Source organism: Paraglaciecola chathamensis S18K6 (assembly GCA_000314955.1).
Taxonomy (GTDB): Bacteria; Pseudomonadota; Gammaproteobacteria; order Enterobacterales; family Alteromonadaceae; genus Paraglaciecola; species Paraglaciecola chathamensis.
The window spans coordinates 268848-289991 of sequence record BAEM01000032.1 but is presented as its reverse complement, the minus strand read 5'-3'; the positions used below and the strand labels follow the sequence as shown (position 1 = coordinate 289991).

General features: G+C 44.9%; 14 protein-coding genes. 8 read left to right on the top strand and 6 right to left on the bottom strand.

Annotated elements, in window-relative coordinates:
• Positions 1 to 80: 80 nt before the first annotated feature.
• Entirely contained in the window at positions 81 to 920 is an 840-nt protein-coding gene (locus tag GCHA_RS10875) for a sulfurtransferase (protein WP_007988061.1), read from the bottom strand.
• A 411-nt stretch (positions 921 to 1331) separates the two neighbouring features.
• Here GCHA_RS10875 and GCHA_RS10870 point away from each other — a divergent pair, with 411 nt between their 5' ends.
• The 5 genes from GCHA_RS10870 (at position 1332) to GCHA_RS10850 (ending at position 10406) form a co-directional block, all read left to right on the top strand.
• Complete coding sequence (locus GCHA_RS10870) at positions 1332 to 2804, top strand: adenosine deaminase family protein (protein WP_007988059.1); 1473 nt, start codon at positions 1332 to 1334, stop codon at positions 2802 to 2804.
• A gap of 38 nt (positions 2805 to 2842) precedes the next feature.
• The gene (locus tag GCHA_RS10865) at positions 2843 to 4291 is read left to right on the top strand and encodes a uracil-xanthine permease family protein (RefSeq protein ID WP_007988057.1); all 1449 of its coding nucleotides are present in this window, start codon (positions 2843 to 2845) and stop codon (positions 4289 to 4291) included.
• A gap of 131 nt (positions 4292 to 4422) precedes the next feature.
• Positions 4423 to 5802 (top strand): 8-oxoguanine deaminase, encoded by a 1380-nt coding sequence (locus tag GCHA_RS10860; RefSeq protein WP_007988055.1) that lies wholly within the window; start codon positions 4423 to 4425, stop codon positions 5800 to 5802.
• A gap of 333 nt (positions 5803 to 6135) precedes the next feature.
• The gene (locus GCHA_RS10855) at positions 6136 to 8574 is read left to right on the top strand and encodes a TonB-dependent siderophore receptor (RefSeq protein WP_007988053.1); all 2439 of its coding nucleotides are present in this window, start codon (positions 6136 to 6138) and stop codon (positions 8572 to 8574) included.
• A gap of 56 nt (positions 8575 to 8630) precedes the next feature.
• Positions 8631 to 10406, top strand: a complete 1776-nt coding sequence (locus GCHA_RS10850; protein ID WP_007988052.1) for a cupin domain-containing protein — start codon at positions 8631 to 8633, stop codon at positions 10404 to 10406.
• Positions 10407 to 10655: 249 nt separating this feature from the next.
• On the opposite strand, the gene GCHA_RS10845 is transcribed toward GCHA_RS10850, so the two are convergent.
• Positions 10656 to 11330 carry a TetR/AcrR family transcriptional regulator gene (locus GCHA_RS10845; RefSeq protein WP_007988051.1) on the bottom strand — a complete coding sequence of 225 codons (675 nt, stop codon included), beginning with the start codon at positions 11328 to 11330 and terminating at the stop codon, positions 10656 to 10658.
• A gap of 125 nt (positions 11331 to 11455) precedes the next feature.
• Between GCHA_RS10845 and GCHA_RS10840 the strand changes: the two genes are divergently transcribed.
• The 3 genes from GCHA_RS10840 to GCHA_RS10830 all read left to right on the top strand — a co-directional run bounded on the left by GCHA_RS10840 (position 11456) and on the right by GCHA_RS10830 (position 14802).
• Positions 11456 to 12628, top strand: coding sequence for a phytanoyl-CoA dioxygenase family protein (locus GCHA_RS10840; protein WP_007988050.1), 1173 nt, complete (start codon positions 11456 to 11458; stop codon positions 12626 to 12628).
• 365 nt (positions 12629 to 12993) lie between these two features.
• A complete protein-coding gene (locus tag GCHA_RS10835) occupies positions 12994 to 13389 on the top strand; it encodes a DUF3718 domain-containing protein (RefSeq protein WP_007988048.1) in 396 nt (131 codons plus the stop codon).
• A 372-nt stretch (positions 13390 to 13761) separates the two neighbouring features.
• On the top strand, positions 13762 to 14802 hold the full coding sequence (locus GCHA_RS10830) for a GGDEF domain-containing protein (RefSeq protein WP_193362825.1): 1041 nt from the start codon (positions 13762 to 13764) through the stop codon (positions 14800 to 14802).
• 72 nt (positions 14803 to 14874) lie between these two features.
• On the opposite strand, the gene GCHA_RS10825 is transcribed toward GCHA_RS10830, so the two are convergent.
• From GCHA_RS10825 to GCHA_RS10810, 4 genes are all read right to left on the bottom strand, one after another.
• Positions 14875 to 15801: an alpha/beta fold hydrolase gene (locus tag GCHA_RS10825; RefSeq protein WP_007988046.1), complete on the bottom strand. Its 927-nt coding sequence runs from the start codon at positions 15799 to 15801 to the stop codon at positions 14875 to 14877.
• 78 nt (positions 15802 to 15879) lie between these two features.
• On the bottom strand, positions 15880 to 17682 hold the full coding sequence (locus GCHA_RS10820; protein WP_007988045.1) for an acyl-CoA dehydrogenase C-terminal domain-containing protein: 1803 nt from the start codon (positions 17680 to 17682) through the stop codon (positions 15880 to 15882).
• A 51-nt stretch (positions 17683 to 17733) separates the two neighbouring features.
• Complete coding sequence (locus GCHA_RS10815) at positions 17734 to 18915, bottom strand: acetyl-CoA C-acyltransferase (RefSeq protein WP_007988044.1); 1182 nt, start codon at positions 18913 to 18915, stop codon at positions 17734 to 17736.
• Between the two features lie 34 nt (positions 18916 to 18949).
• The gene (locus GCHA_RS10810) at positions 18950 to 21058 is read right to left on the bottom strand and encodes a 3-hydroxyacyl-CoA dehydrogenase NAD-binding domain-containing protein (RefSeq protein ID WP_007988043.1); all 2109 of its coding nucleotides are present in this window, start codon (positions 21056 to 21058) and stop codon (positions 18950 to 18952) included.
• Positions 21059 to 21144: the final 86 nt, after the last annotated feature.

Sequence of the window (21144 nt, the reverse complement as noted above, 5' to 3'; positions counted from 1 at the left end):
AAACTGCATCAAACCTTAACCGAACCGCATTTAAGCGCTTAAGCCGTTTTACGCTTTGTCTTGCATTTAAAACCCGTTCGCTAACACACCACAGGTAATGCGTGATTTGCTCCCCACTCACTCCAAGAGCCATCGTATACACTAAGTTGCTTGTACCCTGCTTCGTGGGCAGCCAGCGCGAGTACGCACGCCGTCACTCCAGAGCCGCAACTAAAAATAAGTTGATCCCCCTCTTTTATCCCTAAAGCTGCAAACTTATCGCGAAGTGAGTCTGGCGATAGTAATCGCCCCTGTTCAATACAGTGGGTGAAAGGTAAATTCACCGCGTTGGGCATGTGTCCACTGCGAAGATGTGGCCTAGGTTCAGGTGCAGCGCCGTTGAAACGACCCGCAGCCCGGGCATCGACAACCCAACTGTCAGTGATATCTAACGCGTGTGACACCCCTTGATAGTCAATGAGCAACGACCCCTTAAATTGACTCGTAAAGTCCCCTGTTGGGGGCGAGGTGATTAACGAAGACGTACTTTTACCGCTCTCTTTTTGCCAGGCGGGGTAACCGCCATCGAGAATATATACCTGCTCGTGGCCCATGCATTTAAACATCCACCACACACGCGGCGCGGTAAACAACCCTTGATTGTCATACACCACAATGACGCTACGGTTGTTAACGCCTAGCCTACGTACTTCTTGCTCGAACTTTTCTGGACTGGGCATGGTGTGCGGTAGCGAACTATTAGGATCACAGACCTGATGTTCGAAATCGAATAATCGGGCGCCGGGGATGTATCCCTCAGGGGCTGGCTCTGGCGCCCCAGTGGTGATGTCGTTCATTGTGCTCATAAAAACGATTAGGTCGCTGTCATCACAATGGGCTTGTAGCCAATGTGCGCTAACAAGGGCAGACTTCACTTCCATTTTACTCTCCAATCTACTTGTTAATCTATCGCCACACGGGATGTGGCAATCGCTGTTCTAATAAGCCTAACAAAAAATAAGATCTGCATATGTAAATAAATATAACCCTGGACGCATTCTAAGAGGGAGGTATTAATGCGGATTGGTATTATTCATGACCTGCCGGCACCAAACCACGCCTTCTGTGATTGCAGTTGCCTTGCATCCACAAAGTTCAAAAAACACATTTTTTTGCACCACTAGAGTGCAGCGTGCCACGAGTTTAAATAACCTAACCTAAATAGCGTATTTTAACGCAATAAATTCAATAAGTTAGGCATTATTAATACGCTGACCATTTGGTCAAATATTTGCAATAAATTCACTTAACTTGGCTAAACTGATATTTGCCAACGCTAACCGGAAATACTTATGCACTACGGACAACACATCAAAAGCGCATGTCGTTCATTACTTTTTTTGGCCACTGCTTTACTTGCTGGCGGTACAGCAATGAAGGCAATGGCTAAGCCCCCAGCTCACTGGTTTGAGCAATTCAAACGACAATCAGATAAAAGCGCGCTATATGCGTTTCTTTATGCGCTGCCCAAAGGCGGTGATCTTCACCATCATCTCAGTGGGTCGGGCTACAGTCAGTGGTGGTACGATCTGGCTACAAATGAAAACGTCAACGGCGGTTACCGTTATTACACTAAGGTGAATATCAAGCAGTGTTTTGGTTACGGCAACAATGAGTTTGGTCAAAACCCTCAATTGTTGTTATTTAAAACCATTCAACACAGTCGCTACAACACTTTGAGTCAATGTGAGCAAGCTGAATACCGCCCCCTTAGTGATTTAAATTCTGAACAAAAAACCGCTTGGTTCAATAGTATCCGTCTTGATAAACCCTTTGAAGGCCGAGCAGAATTTTTTGAACGTCACTGGGCACGACTAGGGGATTTAACCCGTAACCCGACGTTAATGGCTGAAATACTAGTTAAAAACATGCAAGCCTTTGCCAGAGAAGGCGTACGTTATATTGAAGCGCAAACCAATGCCAAAGGCGGCTTAAAATCAGACGGAAGCCCCTACTCAGCAGACGAGGCCCTCGACATATTTCGCCAGCGCTTAGCCAAAAAAGACGCCCAAGACACAGGTGTAACCGTCCGATTACAATATGTGTTACTTCGCTTTTTACCCCATGCTGAACAAGAGCTCGAGTGGATGTATCGCTTTGTTGATAACAACAGAGACATCTATGTAGGGATAAATATGGTTGGGCGTGAAGACAACGACAAAGGCTACCCACTACGGTTTTTACCCACCTTGCGCAAACTGCGCCAACGCATAGCGCACATACCGCTCGCGATTCATGCAGGTGAAGTAGACGAGCCAAATTTTCACGTTAGAGACACCTTACTGTTAGGGGCAAACCGGATCGGACACGGCGTCAACTTAATTGATGATCCTGACACTATGCTATTGATGCGCAACGAGCGTTATTTAGTTGAAATTAACTTGGTAAGCAATTTACTGCTTGAATATGTTGATCAGTACGCTGAGCACCCCTTCCCTGAGTATTTACGCACTGGCATTCCCGTGGCTTTATCAACCGATGATCGAGGCATGTGGGACTCAAACATGACGGACGAATATTTTGTCGCCGTGAATGAATTCAACCTGTCATGGCCAGAACTCATTAGTTTAGGGGAAAACTCCCTTAAACATGCGTTTGTAGATGAGCAAACTAAAAATGCTTTGCTCGCGGATTACCGAGCACGCATAAAAGCGTTTGAAAACGCGTTTAAAGACAAAGGGCAAGAAAGCTTTACCCATTCGCCATCGCGATATGGTTTGTTTATTTGTCGCCAGTATTCGCTATGCCAAGCCACTAACAAATAAAGCACTTAATGAACATCAAAGAGAACAAAGGTTGATAAATGCAGACTCCTCGCCCACCAGACGGTGAAATATTGTACGCCTTAACAGATGTCCCCTCTGTTAGTCATAGTACCACCGCGGCACTACAACACATCATGGCCTGCTTTATCGGCATAATCACCCCCACTTTGATCATAGGATCAGTCCTTGGGCTTGAAGCCGAAATACCTTATTTGATCAGCATGGCACTCATGACATCGGGCGTCTCGACATTTATTCAAGCAAAGAAGTTCGGTCCAATTGGCTGTGGGCTGATTGCTGTGCAAGGCACCAGCTTCACCTTTATCAGTGCTTTATTGGTAGCAGGCACCACCATTAAGAGTCGCGGAGGGTCAAACGATGAAATTTTGGCATTGATGTTTGGTCTGTGCTTTTTTGGCGCTTTTGTGGAAATTATATTAAGTCGCTTTATTCAACACTTAAAAGCAGTGATTACCCCACTTACCACAGGGATAGTGATCACCACGATAGGCATAACCTTAATAAAAGTCGGTATGACAGACTTATCTGGTGGCTTCAACGCTCCTGATTTTGGCGCTGTGCATAACCTGTTACTCGGCCTTAGTGTTCTGATTACAGTAATAGCGTTAAATGCGTCAAAATACCCACTGCTACGTTTAAGCGCCATCTTCATTGGTATGTTAGTCGGCTGCTTTATCGCTTGGTGGCAAGGTATTCTCACCTTTGACAACATGATCCCATTACCATTGGTCAGTGTCCCGCAGCCGTTTAAATACGGCATTGCGTTTGATTGGTCGTTATTTATTCCTATTGCCCTAGTGTACTTTTTAAGTGCAATTGAAACCTCTGGAGATTTGACCGCCAACAGCCTATTTTGCAAAGAGCCTATAAAGGGACCCATTTACATTGAACGCATAAAAGGTGGCGTGTTGGCAGATGGGGTCAACTCAATGCTAGCAGCAATGTTCAATAGCTTTCCAAATACCACCTTCGGTCAAAACAACGCGGTTATTCAAATGACCGGTGTAGCCAGTCGTCATGTGGGCTTTTACATTGCTGGGTTATTACTATTACTTGGATTATTTCCGGTTATCGGCAGCGTGCTACAACTCATGCCAAAACCTGTACTTGGTGGCGCTACCCTAGTGATGTTTGCCACCATCGCTGTTGCCGGTGTAAAAATACTCACCAGTGAACCGATTGATCGTCGCAAGAGCCTCATTATCGCTACTTCACTCGGCTTGGGTTTAGGGGTAATGATGGTCCCAGAGACCCTTGCTCAATTGCCTCAGCTGGCGAACAACATCTTATCGTCATCGGTCACGACTGCCGGCTTTTGCGCCATTATTATGAGTATTGTTATTCCGGAGAAAAAAAAACCACCTGAGCTCCCTACTAATTCGGAACATAGCCCAGAGCTCGGCACCTCTGAAACTGACATACTTGAACAGGCTAATCTTGCTGTACCTCATTCCTCAAAGGAGTAGCGTTTGGCCAATACCTCTCGCTAAATGCAATATGTAAAGGCCTTTAACTACAAGGTCGATTCACAGTATGGCGAAACGATTATCAGAACCAAATCCAATTTCCAACCACTCGCATTAAAGGGACAACATCTATGCAAGCAAGTACTTCACCTACCTTATGGCTCAAGTCGCCAGAAGCGGTATTCACCGCAAACACCAGCGAAGCGGGAAACGGTGTGTTAATCCAAGGTAACCGAATCATAGAATTGGTGAAAAGTGGCAATACGCCCAAGTTACATTTCGATGCGATAGAAAACTGCTCAGGTAAAGTCATCATGCCCGGCATGATTAATACCCATCATCATTTTTACCAAACACTTACTCGCTGCGTTCCCGGCGCGTTAAACAAGCCATTATTCCCGTGGCTAACATTTCTATACAAGGTGTGGAAAAACCTTGATGAAGAAATGCTCTATAGCGCCACTAAATTAGCCGGCCTTGAACTCATGAAATCGGGCTGCACGACTATTGGCGACCACCATTACGTGTTCCCTAAGCGTTTAAGTCACGCTATTGATGTACAGGTGCAGGCCGTGGCCGAACTTAATTGTCGCGCGCTACTCACCCGAGGCTCAATGAGTTTAGGTCAAAGCAAAGGGGGCTTGCCTCCTGACTCTGTGATACAAAGCGAAGATGTTATACTCGCTGATTCCCAGCGCGTGATAGATGCCTACCACCAGTCAGACGATAACAACACCAACCCTATGTTACAAATTGCACTGGCGCCCTGCTCGCCTTTTTCTGTATCCCAAGAACTAATGGAACAAACTGCTATATTGGCGCAAAAAAACAATGTTTTATTACATACCCACTTAGCCGAAACCGAAGACGAGAACGCATTTTGTCAACGCATATATGGTGCTCGTCCGTTAGATTATCTTGAACAATGTGGCTGGCTTAATGACAAAACATGGTTAGCCCACGGCATCCACTTTACACCTGAGGAAATTACCCGTTTAGGGAATGCTAAAGTAGGCATTGCTCACTGCCCTACCTCAAATATGTTACTGGCATCTGGTATTTGCCCGACACTGGATTTGATAAACGCCGGCTGCCGCGTAGGCCTAGGTGTTGACGGTTCAGCCTCAAATGACTGCTCGAATATGGCACAAGAAGTACGCCAGTCTTTATTGCAGCAACGTCTACGTTACGGTGCAGACGACATAACAGCGGAATATGTTCTGGGGCTTGCAACCAAAGGGTCGGCTTCGTTGTTGAATCGTCATGATATCGGTGAAATCGCGGTGGGTATGCAGGCAGACTTAGCGCTATTTGATTTAGATGCTCTGCGCTTCTCAGGTGCGGGTGACCCTGTAGCAGCATTAGTCACCTGTGGCGCACATCAAGTGGACAAATTAATGCTTGCAGGTAAATGGGTGATAGAAGAAGGCCAACATTTCGCTATTGACGAAATTGAACTTCGTTCAGAGCATGCAAAACTAGCGAAAAAGATCCAATCTGCAGTGAATTAACGTAAATTTGCTCGCTTCGTGAAATTATTTATCCTTCGGTTAATACGTCAGCTGTGAATGTTTCGGTGCAATAGGGGGAAATTCGAGCCATTTTGGTGCAGGCAATTCAAACAACCTGCCAGCTGAGCGTATTTTTTTAACTCTCTTCAACAACAAAACCTGAATACTTCATAAATATCAACAAGTTAAGCATTACACTAATTTCCTGACCATTTGGACAAGTCTTTGGCACCCTTCCTGCTTTTACCTCAGTAGCACATTGAAACACACTGAAACACTTTTAATAAAGCACGTTTTATAAAACACATAAGAACCATAGTTAGAGGAATACTGATGAAACATCCCTTATTTAAAAGCTCAACCTTGAGCAACGCTGTTCTATTAGGGCTAGCAATGACGCTATCTCCCACCATTTCAGCGCAAGAAGCGGACAGTGAAGAAGCCGCGGCGGTGGAGCGAATTGAAGTAACGGGATCGTTAGGCAGTTTACCTGGGCAAGGTGTTGAAGCTGTATTTGGTTTCGGTAAATCTATCTTAGAAACGCCGCGCTCAGCATCAACCATCAGTGATGAAATGCTTGAACGTTTCGCCGTTACGGATATAGACGACCTTGTCGCATTTTCACCTGGTACCTTCACCCAATCGTTTTTTGGTGTTGCAGGCTCGCTTGATGTACGTGGTACGCCAGGTGAAACCTATTTCCGAGGTGTTAAACGTCTAGATAACCCAGGCAACTACCCTACTCCAATAGGCGCATCTAGCCGCATTGATATTGTCCGCGGCCCGGCATCACCTATCTATGGTCCAGCGAAAATTGGTGGTTACTTAAACTTTAACCCTAAATCTGCCCGCGCAAGTGGCGGTCAATACTTAGACGAAAATGAAGGTGCTTTCTCTTATACCCTTGGCTCATGGGATAAAAGTGTACTGACTGCTGAAATAGGTGGCCCCGCTACGCTTGGGGGCAAAGAAGCCGGCTTCTATTTGTATGGCGAAGTTGAAAATTCAGGCAGCTACTATGAAAACTCAGGTACCGACCAAACAGTATTGCAAGGGTCATTCAATATCGACGTGACAGAAAACCTTCGCTTTGAGTTTGGTGGTATGTACCACGATTATGACGGTAACCAAGTTGCTGGTTGGAACCGCCTAACTCAAGATTTAATTGATAATGGCACTTACATCACAGGTACAGCTAAAAACATCGATACAGATGGTAGCGGTGCTATATCTCATGATGAATACGCTGCAGTAAACCTCGCAGGTAACGGTTTCTTTTACGCCGTTCCTTCTTTATTCACAGATGCAGACGCCACTGATTTGATGCAGTTAGAAAATGTTGGTACCACTACATTAGGCCGTGACCAAGTCTTGGTTGCAGCGGATGATGTGTTGCTAAACACAGTGCAAACCTTGTATTTCGATGCCATCTATTACACAGACAACGGTTGGGAAATCAAAAACCAATTCTTCTACGAAGATTATGAGAACTTAAACGAGAACGCTTATGGTTTCTCGCAGTTCCACAACAGCTCTGTGATCGAAAACAAACTGATTTTCTCTACCGAGTACGAAAGCAATTCATTATTAGCACAATTTCAGTTTTCGCCGTCAATTCGTCACACAAACTTCTTACATGGGGATGACTTCACTTACGAATACTTTAACCGTCGCGATCTAACGATGGAATCAACTGCCCTTGATAGACGTGAGCTAGCCACGCGCATTAACGATAATTACGATAACTACGACAAAGGGAATTATACCGATTTAGGTATTGCCGCCATGACCGATTTAACATGGGACTGGGGCTTAAATATCGTATTAGGGTTACGTTATGACTCGATAGATATCGAAACAACGAGCCGCGGCGATTTACTCCTTAATAAAGGCGAGATCTTGTCGACTAGTCAAACAGTAGATGGTACCTCATGGAATACCAGTATTTCATACAAAACAGATTTCGGTTTGATTCCATATATTACCCTCGCAGAGCAAGCAACACTTGTCGCCGGCCAAGGTGCTGAAATTGGCTACGGTCAGCTAATTGATGACGACGGCAATGAATATAACGGTGCGTTTGATACATCAGAACTTACCGAATTTGGTATTAAAGGCTCGTTCTTAGATGACTCATTGTATTTTGCGTTGTCCATTTACGAACAAGAACGCTCAGACTTTAACGCCCAAGCGATTGTGACTAACGCGACCACGCAAAACAAAGGAACCGAGTTTGAATTACGTTGGGTAGTGAGCGATCAACTCGTAGTCGGCGCAGGTTATACTAAAATGAAAGTGTATAACTTAACGGCATATAACGATGGCAATGGTGGTTCGTTATTCGGTTTCTTAGGTGCGGAAGACTTAACAAGCCTAACTGACCCGTCATTGGTATTTGGTGGTAACCCTATCGGTTTAACACTGATACCTGAAGGGGCGAGCAAAGAGACAGCTAGAAAAGCCGGTATTCCTGAGAACATATACACACTAAATGCGACCTATGATTTCTTAAATGGTTACGCCGCTAGTGCCAGTATAGTTCGTGCTGATGAGACATACTCAAGCTTCTCACAATCCGTTAAGCTCCCGTCTTACACCTTGGTTAACGCCGGTGTGACGTATACCACAGATACATGGTCAGCTAGTTTGAACATCAAAAACCTAACAGATGAAGAGTACTACCGTGCTAACTTCCCTGATTTATTTGGTGCACAAATTGTACTACCTGAACTTCCGCGTCACTACCAAGCGTCAATTGCTTATAAGTTTTAATCACACATAAAGTTTTTATAAGTGATTTATTCCCACAGACAGGTATGCTAAATAGCATGCCTGTTTTTTTATCTAATGGTAAAACTATGCTAAAAATATTGTCCAATTCCGTTCTTTCCCTCTCTAGTGTATTTTTTCTCAGCGTGCTTATCTGCGGCTGTCAGAGCCCAACAACCGCACAACAAACGACTAGCGAGGCGCTTGAAACATCAGCGCAAACTCAACCTTTAGAGATAAAAGTTGTCGTGGTTACTATGTTTGAAATCGGTGAAGACGACGATGATAAGCCCGGTGAATTTCAAATGTGGAAAGAAGGCCAAAACCTGAATACACGTTATCCATTTCCCATGTCTCACCACGATATTTACGTCAATGAAGACACAGGCGTAATGGGTATCGTCACAGGTATGGGCACTGCCAAAGCCGCTGCAGCTATTATGGCTTTAGGCTTAGATCCGCGCTTTGATTTAACCCACGCTTACTGGTTGGTTGCGGGAATTGCCGGTGTTGACCCCCAAGACGCATCTATTGGTTCTGCGGTGTGGGCGAACTGGTTAATTGATGGTGACTTAGCTCACGAAATCGACGGACGCGAAATTCCTGACGATTGGAAAAGCGGTTACTTCCCTTTGTTTAGTGTAGAGCCGATACAAGCTAACTCAGAAGCCAACTCAGAAAAAGACTCCGAAGATAATGCACAGCCAAGTGGTAAACCTGTTCAGGCAATGAATGGCGAAGCCTATCAGCTCAATACTAAGCTAACAAAGTGGGCCTATGAACTGAGTAAAGACACAGCCCTTAGTGATTACCCAGCCATGTATGAGTTGCGCGAGAAATACCTCAATTACCCCAATGCTCGTAAACGCCCGTTCGTACTCATCGGCGATCATATGGCTGCTGCAACGTTTTGGCACGGCAAGTTGCTAAATGAATGGGCCAACGATTGGTCACAATATTGGAGTAACGGCCAAGCAAATTTCGTCACCTCTGGTATGGAAGACACAGGCAGTTACCAATCAATGATTTATCTTGATAATGCTAATAAAGTCGATAAGTCGCGCTTTATGGTTCTGCGCGCCGCCAGTAACTATGCCATGCAGCCTGACAGCTTAACCGCCGCCGAGAACCTCGCCATGGAAAGCGGAGAAAACGGTTACGCTGGTATGCAATCTGCTCTTGAATCTGCTTATAACGTCGGCAGTGTGGTGGTTAACGACATAATCGCTAATTGGAGCACCTACAAAGACGCCCTGCCCTATGAAGCATCAAAGGTTGCACCGGATGAAGATACGTTAAACGAATTAATCAAGCCAACGACTGAGCCTGTGGATGCCAAACTCAGTGCCGAAGAGCTAATCAAATCGTTAAACTTAACCGGACACGTCGAAGGTGGTTTCTATCGTCAAACATTTAAGGCAGATCATCGTCCAATGTTAAGCACAGCCCATGGGGATCGCGTTAACATGACCTCAATCTATTATTTGCTCAGCGCGAAATCGCCTGTTAGCCATTTTCACATAAACCGCTCTGACATCATGCATTACTTCCATGCAGGTGACCCAATCACTTACTATTTGCTCAATCAAGACGGTAGCCTAGAGACACGCGTACTCGGCCCAGATCCAACCAAAGGCCATGAAATGCAAATGGTGGTAAAAGGTGGCACGTGGAAAGCATCGAAAATCTCGACCACTGGCGACTATGGCTACGGTTTGATAGGTGAAGCGGTGGCCCCTGGCTTTGAATACGAAGACATGCAACTTGCTGAGCAGGAAGAGCTTGTTAGTACGTTTCCTGAACACAGTGCACTGATCAAAACCCTCACCCGCTAAACAATTTACTTGCGTCATTTAACCGCTTCGCGATTATGTGCCACAACCAAGAGTTGTTTGTTGTCATTCAATCACAGCAACTCTTTTTATTACGCTATTGACTGTTTAACTTAACAATAGCAATACTCCCATAAAATACCGATACACTTACGATTACATATCACTTCTAGTCCGCATCGCAATAAGCAACAATCTTTTAATAGTGGTTAATTTTTTATTTTTAGAATTGGTATTACTTCGAGCGACGCGCTATTTCCTGCTGCTGAAAACGTGATTAATTTTAGCTAACAAAACAACCCTGTATTCTTCAGTTGCATCTGCTGCAAAGGTAAGCAGCATGCCGCAAATCATTTGCCTGCGGTACTCCGACAAGTCGATATAACCATGCATCCAGTCATAACGAGCAATACGCTGATTGGCAAACACCCTATCTGCTAACAACTCGGGGTCCACGTTGCCATTTAAAAAGCCATGTTCCTTAGCTTCAGTACACACGTTATAAGCAAGTTTAAGTGACTTTTTAAAGATACCTCCCGCGTGGCCGTGTTCAAACAGTGACTCTTGTTCACCTATCACAAACGCTGCTTTATAAAAGGCTTCGTCGTCTTGGTAAAGTGACATCAGATTATCAGTAAAAGACTCAACGGCTGTGATGGGGTCACTAAATTTATCGGTAAACAGCACGTGTTCGGTACGCTCGACCATGTCGACCACTAACTGTTTTAACACTTCCGACTTGTTACCAATCAAATTATGGATAGTTGGCACGGTCACATTAGCTAAGCTGGCCAACTCCGCCAGGGTAAAAGACGAATAGCCACCACTGGCTATAATGCCCCGCGCGGTGTTGAGGATGGTCTGCTTGCGTTTCAGTTTATTGGCTGTGCGAGTTGCAACTCCGCCTTGGCTCCTAGCTGCCTTCATATACTCTGCTCGTATTGTTTCTTTAAAGTAAACTTTATCATACATTAATTTTTATGTTGCACAAAAACTACTAAAGATTAAGAATGAGTTAATTAACAAATTGTTTACAAAAAGAGGAATACAGTATGATTAAAGATATTAGTGCTTCGATTGAGGCATGTGCCGCGCATTATGGCGAAAATGCCGACGCTATGCGTCAATACTTAATAGAAGGTCAAGCCAAGGCTGTCGCACTGCCTAATCGAGGCCCCCTAACGTTTGATAAACATGGGCAATTAGATAAAGGGATCGTAGATGCGTATCAAACCTATGGTTTTTATATTTTTGAAAACGTATTGGATGAAAACGAACTCGCAGATATAGAGCAAGACCTAGCGCAATTGAAGCAACGTTTCGCCAGCGCAAATGGCGCTAAAACAAATGCCAATGGTGAACCCGCATTGGGTGTAGATTGCGAAGCCCCTAACCTATTATGGGCCAAATCACTAGGCGACCCTTTAGGTGGCACCCCCATCGCAAATGGTCGTCATCAGGTAAAACTGTTTGAGCCAACCGCTGCCAGCAGCGCCCCAAAAGAGTCACCGTTTGTGCTTTTAGGCTCGTTACAGTTCTCCCCTGCTTGCTTGCGGGTGTATGCTCAGCCGGAATTATTAAAGGTGGCAGAAGCCATTAATGGCAAAGACTTTGCGCCTTTTCACGAATGTTTATTTATTAAAGAGCCAGGTTTAGGAGCGGCAGTTTCTTGGCATCAAGATGGCGATACCCATTGGGATGCACCTGAGTTCGACGCGCAAATACATGGCTTCAACTTTATGGCGCAGGTATACGGCAGTACTGCGGTAAATGGGGTTTGGGTTGTACCTGGCTCCCATAAAAAGGGCCGTATAGACATTAAAAAGTTAGTGCAAGACACGGGTAGCGAGCGCATTGCTGATGCCTTACCGATTATTTGTAACCCAGGTGATGTGGTAATTTGCAATCGCCAACTGCTTCATGGGTCGTTTGCTAATACGGGATTTGAACCCCGTATTACGATTAACTTTGGTTTTCATAAGCGTACCTCTGTACTTAATGTAAAAGGTGCCGGTATTCACAGCGAAGCGGTGGTGTTTGACGAAGCGCTAATTGAAAAACGCTCCCATGCACTAGGCTATGCCATTGAAGCGCGCAAAGCACAATACCCAAATGAAACCCCATACCAATACCAGCCACTTGCACACAGCAAAGTAGATTTTAGTTGGCAAAGCAATACGTTAGACAAGCTAAAAGACTATAACCTGCTCGATCTGAGTATTTAAACATTGTGCATAATGCGCATTGTTTACTGAATAATAGTTAATAGTGCGAGGGGAATAACCATATGCTGAGGTCTGTACCTCAGCGACTTGCATTTATACTCATTGCGATAGGCACCTTATCTTGGTTAAAACCGGAGTGCTGAGCGCTTTGTTAGCGGTACTTTCTTTGCGCTTTAGTCATTAAATTCAAAAATTATATTCCAACAGTGTCTGCTGATATTTTCACCGAATTGAATAACCCATATGAGTAACTGAAGGTATTAACCCTTATACCAAAGTATTAGCTTGTAGATTTTTTAATCAATTTAGATAGCGTTTAATAAAGCCATCAAATCGAGATACTTATTACTACTGAGGAATTGACCATGTTGAAAATCGTTAAAACTTCTATCGCTATCGCCGCTACTTCTATTGTGTTTGCTGCTCCTGCGCAAGCTGACGTAGCAGAAGCACTGCAAAATATTTGTACCATTGTCAAAGCAGATGATAAAAGCGAACTGCGCAAAAAAATGAAACGCGTGCAGTCGGATTACCGCCTTAAATTACAAGATTACTACTCAGGTATTACTTGCGGCGGCAACAGCTTAATCCGTACTGCTATGCTAAATGATGCAGTCGAAACAGGCACCTTAATGGTGAAGAAAATGCCAAAAAGCGAGTTGAGTTCACCGGAAACAGACGGCAAAACGGTAGTGGCTTGGGCAAGTGAAAATGGTTTAACCAATTCGCCCATTGTTGCAGTTTTGAACGACCGGATATAGGCCCAGTAATTACCAATTGTTTCAACATGGCAAGTCAGGTAGCGCAACTTGACGCCTTAGCAGCCGGCCTCATTTGAGGCCGTTTTTTTGCCCACATGCCTATTCTAACCGGTAAATATATACCACCACCCCACGCAAAAATTGAGTTTAACCTCCTGTTATACTTGCGCAATATCCCCGTTAATTATTGATAACTTGGGTCGTAATGGTTATGTTCAAACTAGCTCAGCAATATCACGCTGAAGGTATGAAGTCGCGTTAGTAGCTATAATTTCAGCAATTGCGTTAATTGCATTATAAATACAATGGATCCACGATTGCTTTACGTCCGTTTACGGGTGCTTGTAATGCAAAAGTGGTATGAGATGGATAATGACAGAACAATTAGTTCAGAATTATAAGTACCGCAGGGATATCATGGTCGTGTTACTTATGGTGACCGTATTCGGCGGGATCATTTTCTCGGTAATTAATTTTTATCGCGGCTTATGGCTACTTGCATCAATCGAACTAGGCTATGGCTTATTTTCATTAGGATTACTCAAGTACATTAAAACCACGGTGCATTTTCAGCGCTGGGTGAACATCTATATCGTGCCCTTTTTCATTATTATGGTTTATGGCCTGTCTCTACCTCAGTCGTCTGAATCAATTTTCGTGTGGATATTGACCATACCGGTTATTTCATACTTGCTGGTTGGACGTAAGCTAGGATTTTTCTATTCGACGATTTTTATTGTGTGTGGAATTATCTCTTATCACTGGCGTTTTATTTCGCTCGAGCAGCAATTTTCACTGAATGTGGCGATTTCGGCCAACGTCATTCTCAGCGCATTACTGATGATGGCATTTGCCCATGTGTATGAAAAAACGCGAGAGCAAAACGAAGCGCGTTTGTTATCGCTAGCAGGAACAGATCCGCTAACAGGCCTCGCTAATCGTATGAAGTTAAATGAAGGATTTCAGCAACTCAGTGCGTTAGCGACTCGACACAACGCGCCCTTAACCTTAGTGCTTTTTGATTTAGACCTATTCAAAACGATAAATGATGTCCATGGGCACTCCGTGGGCGACGACGCCCTGCGCCATGTGGCTAATTTTTTGCAAACCAACACCCGCAAAACAGACCTATTAGCAAGATTTGGCGGAGAGGAATTTGCGTTATTGATGGTGGCAACCGATTTAGAAGAAGGTTATGGGCAAATTGAAGCACTACGAAAACGCTTAATGATCACTCCGTTTTCAACCGCAAAATGTGACATTCAAATCACCCTAAGTGCAGGGCTATCAACCTATGGATGTGACGGTAAAAGCTTAAATCAATTAATAGCCAAAGCTGACAAACGCTTATACCACGCTAAAGAAAATGGCCGTAATCAAGTGATAGCGCACGACCCTGACACTAACCAATAAGCCAACCTATAAACGGCTAGAGGTTATTTTTAACGGACGATGTACAGCGACTTTGTAAAACGCTGAGCAATCCTAGCTTTTCAAAAATTGGTAAATAGCCGCATTAACTTCGTCAGGCTTTTCATGATGTAACCAATGGGTCGCATCAGCAAAACGCTTAACTTGGCAGTCAGGTACATAATCTTCTATGCCCTCTAAAATGCCAGTGACAAACGCTTCGTCTTGTTCGCCCCATAAAATAAGCGTAGGTAATTCAATACGAATGTGAGGGATTTTTACATTCGTGGCGTCATGCAAACCTTGCTGAGTCGTTACATCATTGGGCGATGATGAAGGCTCAGGCGGTAACTGCGGCATAGCGCGATAATATTGCAGCATACCGTTTACGGCGCCGGGTTGCTTCCAAGCGCGCAGATATTCGGCCTTATGGCGTTCGCTGAATTGCGTGTCATGCATACCGTCAAACAACATGTCTTTGAGCATACAGAAGTCATCTTGTTCAACATACTCAACACCGTTATCAGCGACGAGACGATGAATGTACGCGCTTTTTTTCTGCTGCTCTGGATTAACCGCCATTTCTCGGCTAAACGTGCTTGGGTGAGCGGCGTTTAAAATCACTAATTTACCAAAAAGGCCTGAATGAAACGCTGCCAATGGCCACGCAATCGCCCCACCCCAGTCGTGAGCAACGAGGTGCACCGCTTTATTTTGACTGATGGTTTTCACAAACTGTGCATACAAAGCAATCAAATTCGGCACACTATAGGCGCTAACGTCTTTGGGTTTATCGCTTAAGTTGTAGCCCATTAAATCTGGCACGATGACACGATATTGTTGACGAAAATAATCGATTTGCGCTTGCCACGTACCCCAATATTCAGGAAATCCGTGCAGAAAAACCAGGGTATCTGGGTTCGGCTCGTCACTAAGACAGGTCGCTTCAACATAGTGCAGTGATATGCCATTAATATCGGCATAATGATGAGTCATTGGCATCGTATGTCCCTTTTATAAAAAAGGCGAACGCTTTTAAAAAACGTTCGCCTTAGTTCACTCTATTAATGATTTAGCGCGTTACGCACCTAGGTCGAACTGGTCAACCGGCATACTCATTAGGCTATCGGCACCTGTTTCCATGGCGGAAACAAGAGAGCGAGTACGGGTTAATAACCGATCAAAGTAAAACTTCGCAGTATGCAGCTTCGCTTCATAGAACGCTGCATTGTCAGTACCAGCATCAAGCTTTTCTTGGGCGAGTACAGCCATTTTAAGCCAGAAATAACCGACGGTTACGTAACCTGAGTACATAAGGTAATCCACCGAAGCTGCACCTAATTCGTCTGGGTTTTGCGCAGCACGTTTGGTAATATCAACGGTGATCTGTTTCCACTCGTCTAAATGCACTTCAATCGCATTTGACCATGCATTGAATTGACCTTTATCACGAATACTTACGCAGAAGTCACGTATTTCTTGGGTGAATACTTCTAGCAGTTTACCGTTTGAGCCCACTATTTTACGGGCCAACAAATCAATTGCTTGAATGCCGGTTGTGCCTTCATACATGGTACAAATACGCGTATCACGTGCAAGCTGCTCCATGCCCCATTCTTTGATGAAACCATGTCCGCCGTACACCTGCATGCCGTAGCTGGTCGACTCTTGCGCTGTTTCAGTCAAGAACGCTTTAACAATTGGCGTGAGAAAAGCGAGTTTCGCTTCACTGATTTGCTTAGCCGCTTCATCTTTACTGTACAGCGTAATATCAACCAGTTTCATGGCGTAAATGGCAAGTGCACGATTACCCTCAGCAAACGCTTTTTGGGTAAGCAACATACGACGCACATCAGGGTGTACTATGATCGGATCTGCAGGACCGTCAGGATTTTGTACGCCTTTCATTGAACGAAATTGCACACGATCTTTAGCATATGCTAATGCACCTTGAAACGCTGTTTCGCTAGATGCTAACCCTTCAAGACCGGTACCAATGCGGGCTGAGTTCATAAAGGTGAACATGCAGTTCAAGCCGCGGTTTTCAGTACCCACCAAATAACCTTTAGCGCCATCAAAGTTGATCACACAGGTCGCCGAACCTTTGATACCCATCTTGTGCTCAATTGAACCACAGGTAACCGCATTACGATCTTCGTTTTCGCCATCGGCACTCACATTGAATTTTGGTACAACAAACAGCGAAATACCTTTTGTACCTTCAGGTGCATCGGGTAAACGTGCAATCACGATATGTACGATATTTTCAGACATATCATGCTCACCCGCTGAGATGAAAATCTTGGTGCCGGTTAAGCTATAGCTGCCATCATCGTTCTTGACCGCTTTGGTTTTTAACATGCCCAAGTCAGAACCGCAGTGAGATTCGGTCAAACACATAGTGCCTGTCCAAGTTCCTGCAACTAATTTGTGCAAGAACATTTTCTTCTGTTCGTCTGTGCCATGGGCTTCAAGAGTTGCCATACAACCTTGACTCAAACCTGGGTACATAGCCCAAGAGTGGTTTGCACCTGAGAGCCATTCACCTAAAGCAGATGACAGCGAATAAGGTAATTCTTGGCCGCCGAATTCAGCCGGGTGTGTCATTGACGGCCAACCGCCCTCAACATATTGCTGATAAGCGTCTTTAAATCCTGTCGGTGTGGTGACCACTGAGTTTTCCCAGGTACACCCTTCTTCATCACCCACAGCATTAAGTGGAGCCAACACGTTTTCACTGAACTTTGCAGCTTCAGAAAAAATTGCTTCGACCATATCCGGTGATGCATCTTCAAAACCAAGATCAGCGTAATGCTTCTCAAAGCCTAACAGTTCGTTCATGACGAACAGTGCATCTTTTTGCGGCGCTTTATAACCTTCCATTCTGTAACCTCTTTTAGCATTTTTAGCGCCTTCTTCAAGGCGCCTAAAACTTTAATAAACTTCGAATAAACCAGCAGCGCCCATACCACCGCCAATACACATGGTGCACACGACATATTTTGCACCACGGCGCTTACCTTCGATAAGTGCATGACCCACCATACGCGCGCCACTCATACCGTAAGGGTGACCAATCGAGATCGCGCCACCATTAACGTTAAGTAATTCATCAGGAATGCCTAACTTGTCGCGGCAATACATAACCTGAACAGCAAACGCTTCGTTCAGCTCCCACAGGCCTATATCGTTCATCGTTAAACCGTGTTGCTTAAGCAACTTAGGAATAGCAAACACAGGACCAATACCCATTTCATCTGGTTCACAACCGGCCACTGCGATACCACGATAAGCCCCGAGTGGTGTTAGGTTTTGTTGCTCGGCTAATTTAGAATCCATCAACACACTAGCAGATGCACCATCAGACAACTGACTCGCATTACCCGCAGTAATTACACCGCCTTCAATCACAGGTTTAAGGCTTTTAAGACCTTCGATAGTCGTGTCAGCACGGTTACCTTCATCTTTGCTCAATGTGACTTCTTGGAAGCTTTCTTCTTTAGTTTCGCGATCAACCACCACTTTAGTGGCGGTTACCGGTACGATTTCATCATCAAACTTACCTGCAGCCTGACCCGCAGCCGTGCGCATTTGGCTTTGCAATGCGTATTCATCCATCGCATCACGCTCAATACCATAACGAGCGGCAACCACTTCAGCGGTTTGCAACATAGGCATGTAAATATTTTTATGCATTTTCGCCAATGCAGGATCCACCATACGGTGGGTGTTCATGTATTTGTTTTGCACCAAACTGATTTGGTCTAGTCCGCCTGCTACCATTACAGGCACATTGTCGGTGATAATGTGCTTGGCTGCTGTCGCTATGGCGTACATACCTGAGCTACATTGGCGGTCTAAGGTCATCCCTGAAACAGACGTTGGCAAGCCGCCGGCAAGCCCCGCTAGACGACCAATATTCATCCCACCGCTGCCTTGGGTTAAGGCGCTACCCATGATGACATCATCAACTGATGCAGGGTCGACACCCGCTCTTTTTACTGCTTCACGAATGGCGTGGCCACCCATGCTTGGCGCTTCAAGATTGTTGAAAGCCCCTTTGTAAGCACGGCCTATGGGGGTTCTTGCGGTTGATACTATGACTGCTTCTTTCATTGTTTTTCTCTCTGTTTAATCGGTTAAGTAGGTGTTACTGCTTGAAATCAGCAAAGCGTTTGCCTTGCTCAGCCAGTTGTTTCAATAGCGGTGCTGGTTCAAACCAATGGCTACCGTATTCACCTAATTCATCACGATATTTGCACATCGCCTCGTAAACGTTTTTCAAGCCAATTTCGTCTGCGTATTGCATTGGTCCACCGCGATACACTGGGAAGCCGTAGCCATACACATAAATAACATCAATATCGCTTGATTTAGCGGCTATACCTTCTTCTAGAATCAATGCACCTTCATTGATTAGTGGGAAGATAATGCGCTCTAAAATTTCTTGGTCTGAGATATCACGTTGTTCGATACCAAGACGCTCTGCCTCTTCTTTGGCCATTTCTACCACTTCAGGATCAGGAATTGGCATTCTGTTACCCGGCTCGTACATATAAGCACCGCGACCCGATTTAAGCCCTACTCGGCCTTGCTTCACTAAGCGGTCTGAAACCACACAGTAACTAGGGTCATGAGCAATAAATTCACGGCGTGATTCACGTACGTAGTAACCAATATCCAAACCTGCCATATCACCCATGGTGAATGGGCCCATAGGCAAACCAAAGTCATAAATGACTTTATCAACTTGCTGCGGCGTTGCGCCTTCAAGCATCAAACGGGCAGCTTCACGGCCATAAGGTTCAATCATACGATTGCCGACAAAGCCGAAACATACGCCAACCAACACAGCCACTTTGTTGATTTTCTTGGCCATCTGCATCGACGTTTTAATCACTTCAGGTGAAGTTTTTTCCGCTTTAACCACTTCTAGCAATTTCATCACGTTCGCTGGGCTGAAGAAGTGCAAGCCGATGACATCTTCTGGGCGAGAAGTCGATGCTGCAATTTCGTTTACATCCAAGGTGGAGGTATTTGAAGCGAGTATGGCACCTGGCTTACACACTTTATCAAGTGCGCCAAACACTTCTTTTTTGACTGACATCTTCTCAAACACAGCTTCAATGACTAAATCTACGTCGCTTAATGCTTCATATTCCGTAGAGCCCTGTAACAGAGCCATTCTGTCTTCAACAGCTTGTTGGGTTAGCTTGCCTTTTTTCGCTGAGTTCTCGTAATTTTTACGGATTAACGCTAGGCCTTTATCCAACGCTTCTTGCTTAAGTTCAAGCATCACTACAGGTATGCCAGCATTAGCAAAGTTCATGGCAATACCGCCGCCCATGGTACCGGCGCCAATAATACCGACCTTTTTAATGTCACGTGTAGGGGTAGATTTGTCGTAATCACTTACATGTGCTGCGGCTCTCTCAGCAAAGAAGAAATGCTGCTGGGCGCGTGCTTCTTTAGAAGCCATACACTCCATAAACAATTCACCCTCACGCACTAAGCCTTGCTCAAATGGTAATGCAACCGATGCTTCGACGGCTTGAATACAGCGCTCTGGTGCAAAAAATCCCCGCGCTTGCTTTTTAAGGCCTTGACGATACTGAGCAAACAACTCATCTGGCGCGCTGGCTTTATCTATCTCTACGTCTGATGTTTTGCGTACCTTAGCCCCATTGGCAATAACGTCTTGTACAAACGCCATACCTTCACTGAGTAAGTTCGTTGGGTCTTCTACAACTAAATCAAATACACCGTCAAGCTTGCTGGCTTTTTCAGGACGACCTGAAACAATCATGTCTAGTGCTTTTGCCACACCAGCCAGACGAGGAAGACGCTGTGTTCCGCCGGCGCCGGGTAAAATACCTAAATTCACTTCCGGTAAGCCAACTTTGTTGCTGGCGAAGGTAACGCGATAATGACATGAAAGCGCAACTTCTAGGCCACCACCAAATGCGGGGCCATTAAGCACTGCAATCACTGGCTTGGAAGCGTTTTCAATCACATCCAAAACGGTGGGCAAGTGAGGTTCAAGGTTACCGCCTGAAAACTCACTGATATCAGCACCGCCAGAGAATAAGGCTAGTTTTGAAGAAATAACAATGGCGTCGACCTGGTCGTTATCCAGTGCTTGATTAATGTTTTCAATTAAACCTACGCGAACTGATTTAGATAACGCGTTAACCGGTGGGCTTTGCATATACAAAACCGCGACATTTCCTTGTACTTCAGCTATCACTGCTTCACTCATAAACACCTCTTACCAGACAAATTAGTAAACGAATACTAGGTCAGGGCGCTGAATCATCCAAATTTATTGGTTTTATATTGATTAAT

Bases quoted from the DNA above. Each gene is read 5' to 3' on its own strand.
- GCHA_RS10875 (WP_007988061.1), bottom strand. From the start codon at position 920: ATGGAAGTGAAGTCTGCCCTTGTTAGCGCACATTGGCTACAAGCCCAT.
- GCHA_RS10870 (WP_007988059.1), top strand. From the start codon at position 1,332: ATGCACTACGGACAACACATCAAAAGCGCATGTCGTTCATTACTTTTT.
- GCHA_RS10865 (WP_007988057.1), top strand. From the start codon at position 2,843: ATGCAGACTCCTCGCCCACCAGACGGTGAAATATTGTACGCCTTAACA.
- GCHA_RS10860 (WP_007988055.1), top strand. From the start codon at position 4,423: ATGCAAGCAAGTACTTCACCTACCTTATGGCTCAAGTCGCCAGAAGCG.
- GCHA_RS10855 (WP_007988053.1), top strand. From the start codon at position 6,136: ATGAAACATCCCTTATTTAAAAGCTCAACCTTGAGCAACGCTGTTCTA.
- GCHA_RS10850 (WP_007988052.1), top strand. From the start codon at position 8,631: ATGCCTGTTTTTTTATCTAATGGTAAAACTATGCTAAAAATATTGTCC.
- GCHA_RS10845 (WP_007988051.1), bottom strand. From the start codon at position 11,330: ATGAAGGCAGCTAGGAGCCAAGGCGGAGTTGCAACTCGCACAGCCAAT.
- GCHA_RS10840 (WP_007988050.1), top strand. From the start codon at position 11,456: ATGATTAAAGATATTAGTGCTTCGATTGAGGCATGTGCCGCGCATTAT.
- GCHA_RS10835 (WP_007988048.1), top strand. From the start codon at position 12,994: ATGTTGAAAATCGTTAAAACTTCTATCGCTATCGCCGCTACTTCTATT.
- GCHA_RS10830 (WP_193362825.1), top strand. From the start codon at position 13,762: ATGACAGAACAATTAGTTCAGAATTATAAGTACCGCAGGGATATCATG.
- GCHA_RS10825 (WP_007988046.1), bottom strand. From the start codon at position 15,801: ATGCCAATGACTCATCATTATGCCGATATTAATGGCATATCACTGCAC.
- GCHA_RS10820 (WP_007988045.1), bottom strand. From the start codon at position 17,682: ATGGAAGGTTATAAAGCGCCGCAAAAAGATGCACTGTTCGTCATGAAC.
- GCHA_RS10815 (WP_007988044.1), bottom strand. From the start codon at position 18,915: ATGAAAGAAGCAGTCATAGTATCAACCGCAAGAACCCCCATAGGCCGT.
- GCHA_RS10810 (WP_007988043.1), bottom strand. From the start codon at position 21,058: ATGAGTGAAGCAGTGATAGCTGAAGTACAAGGAAATGTCGCGGTTTTG.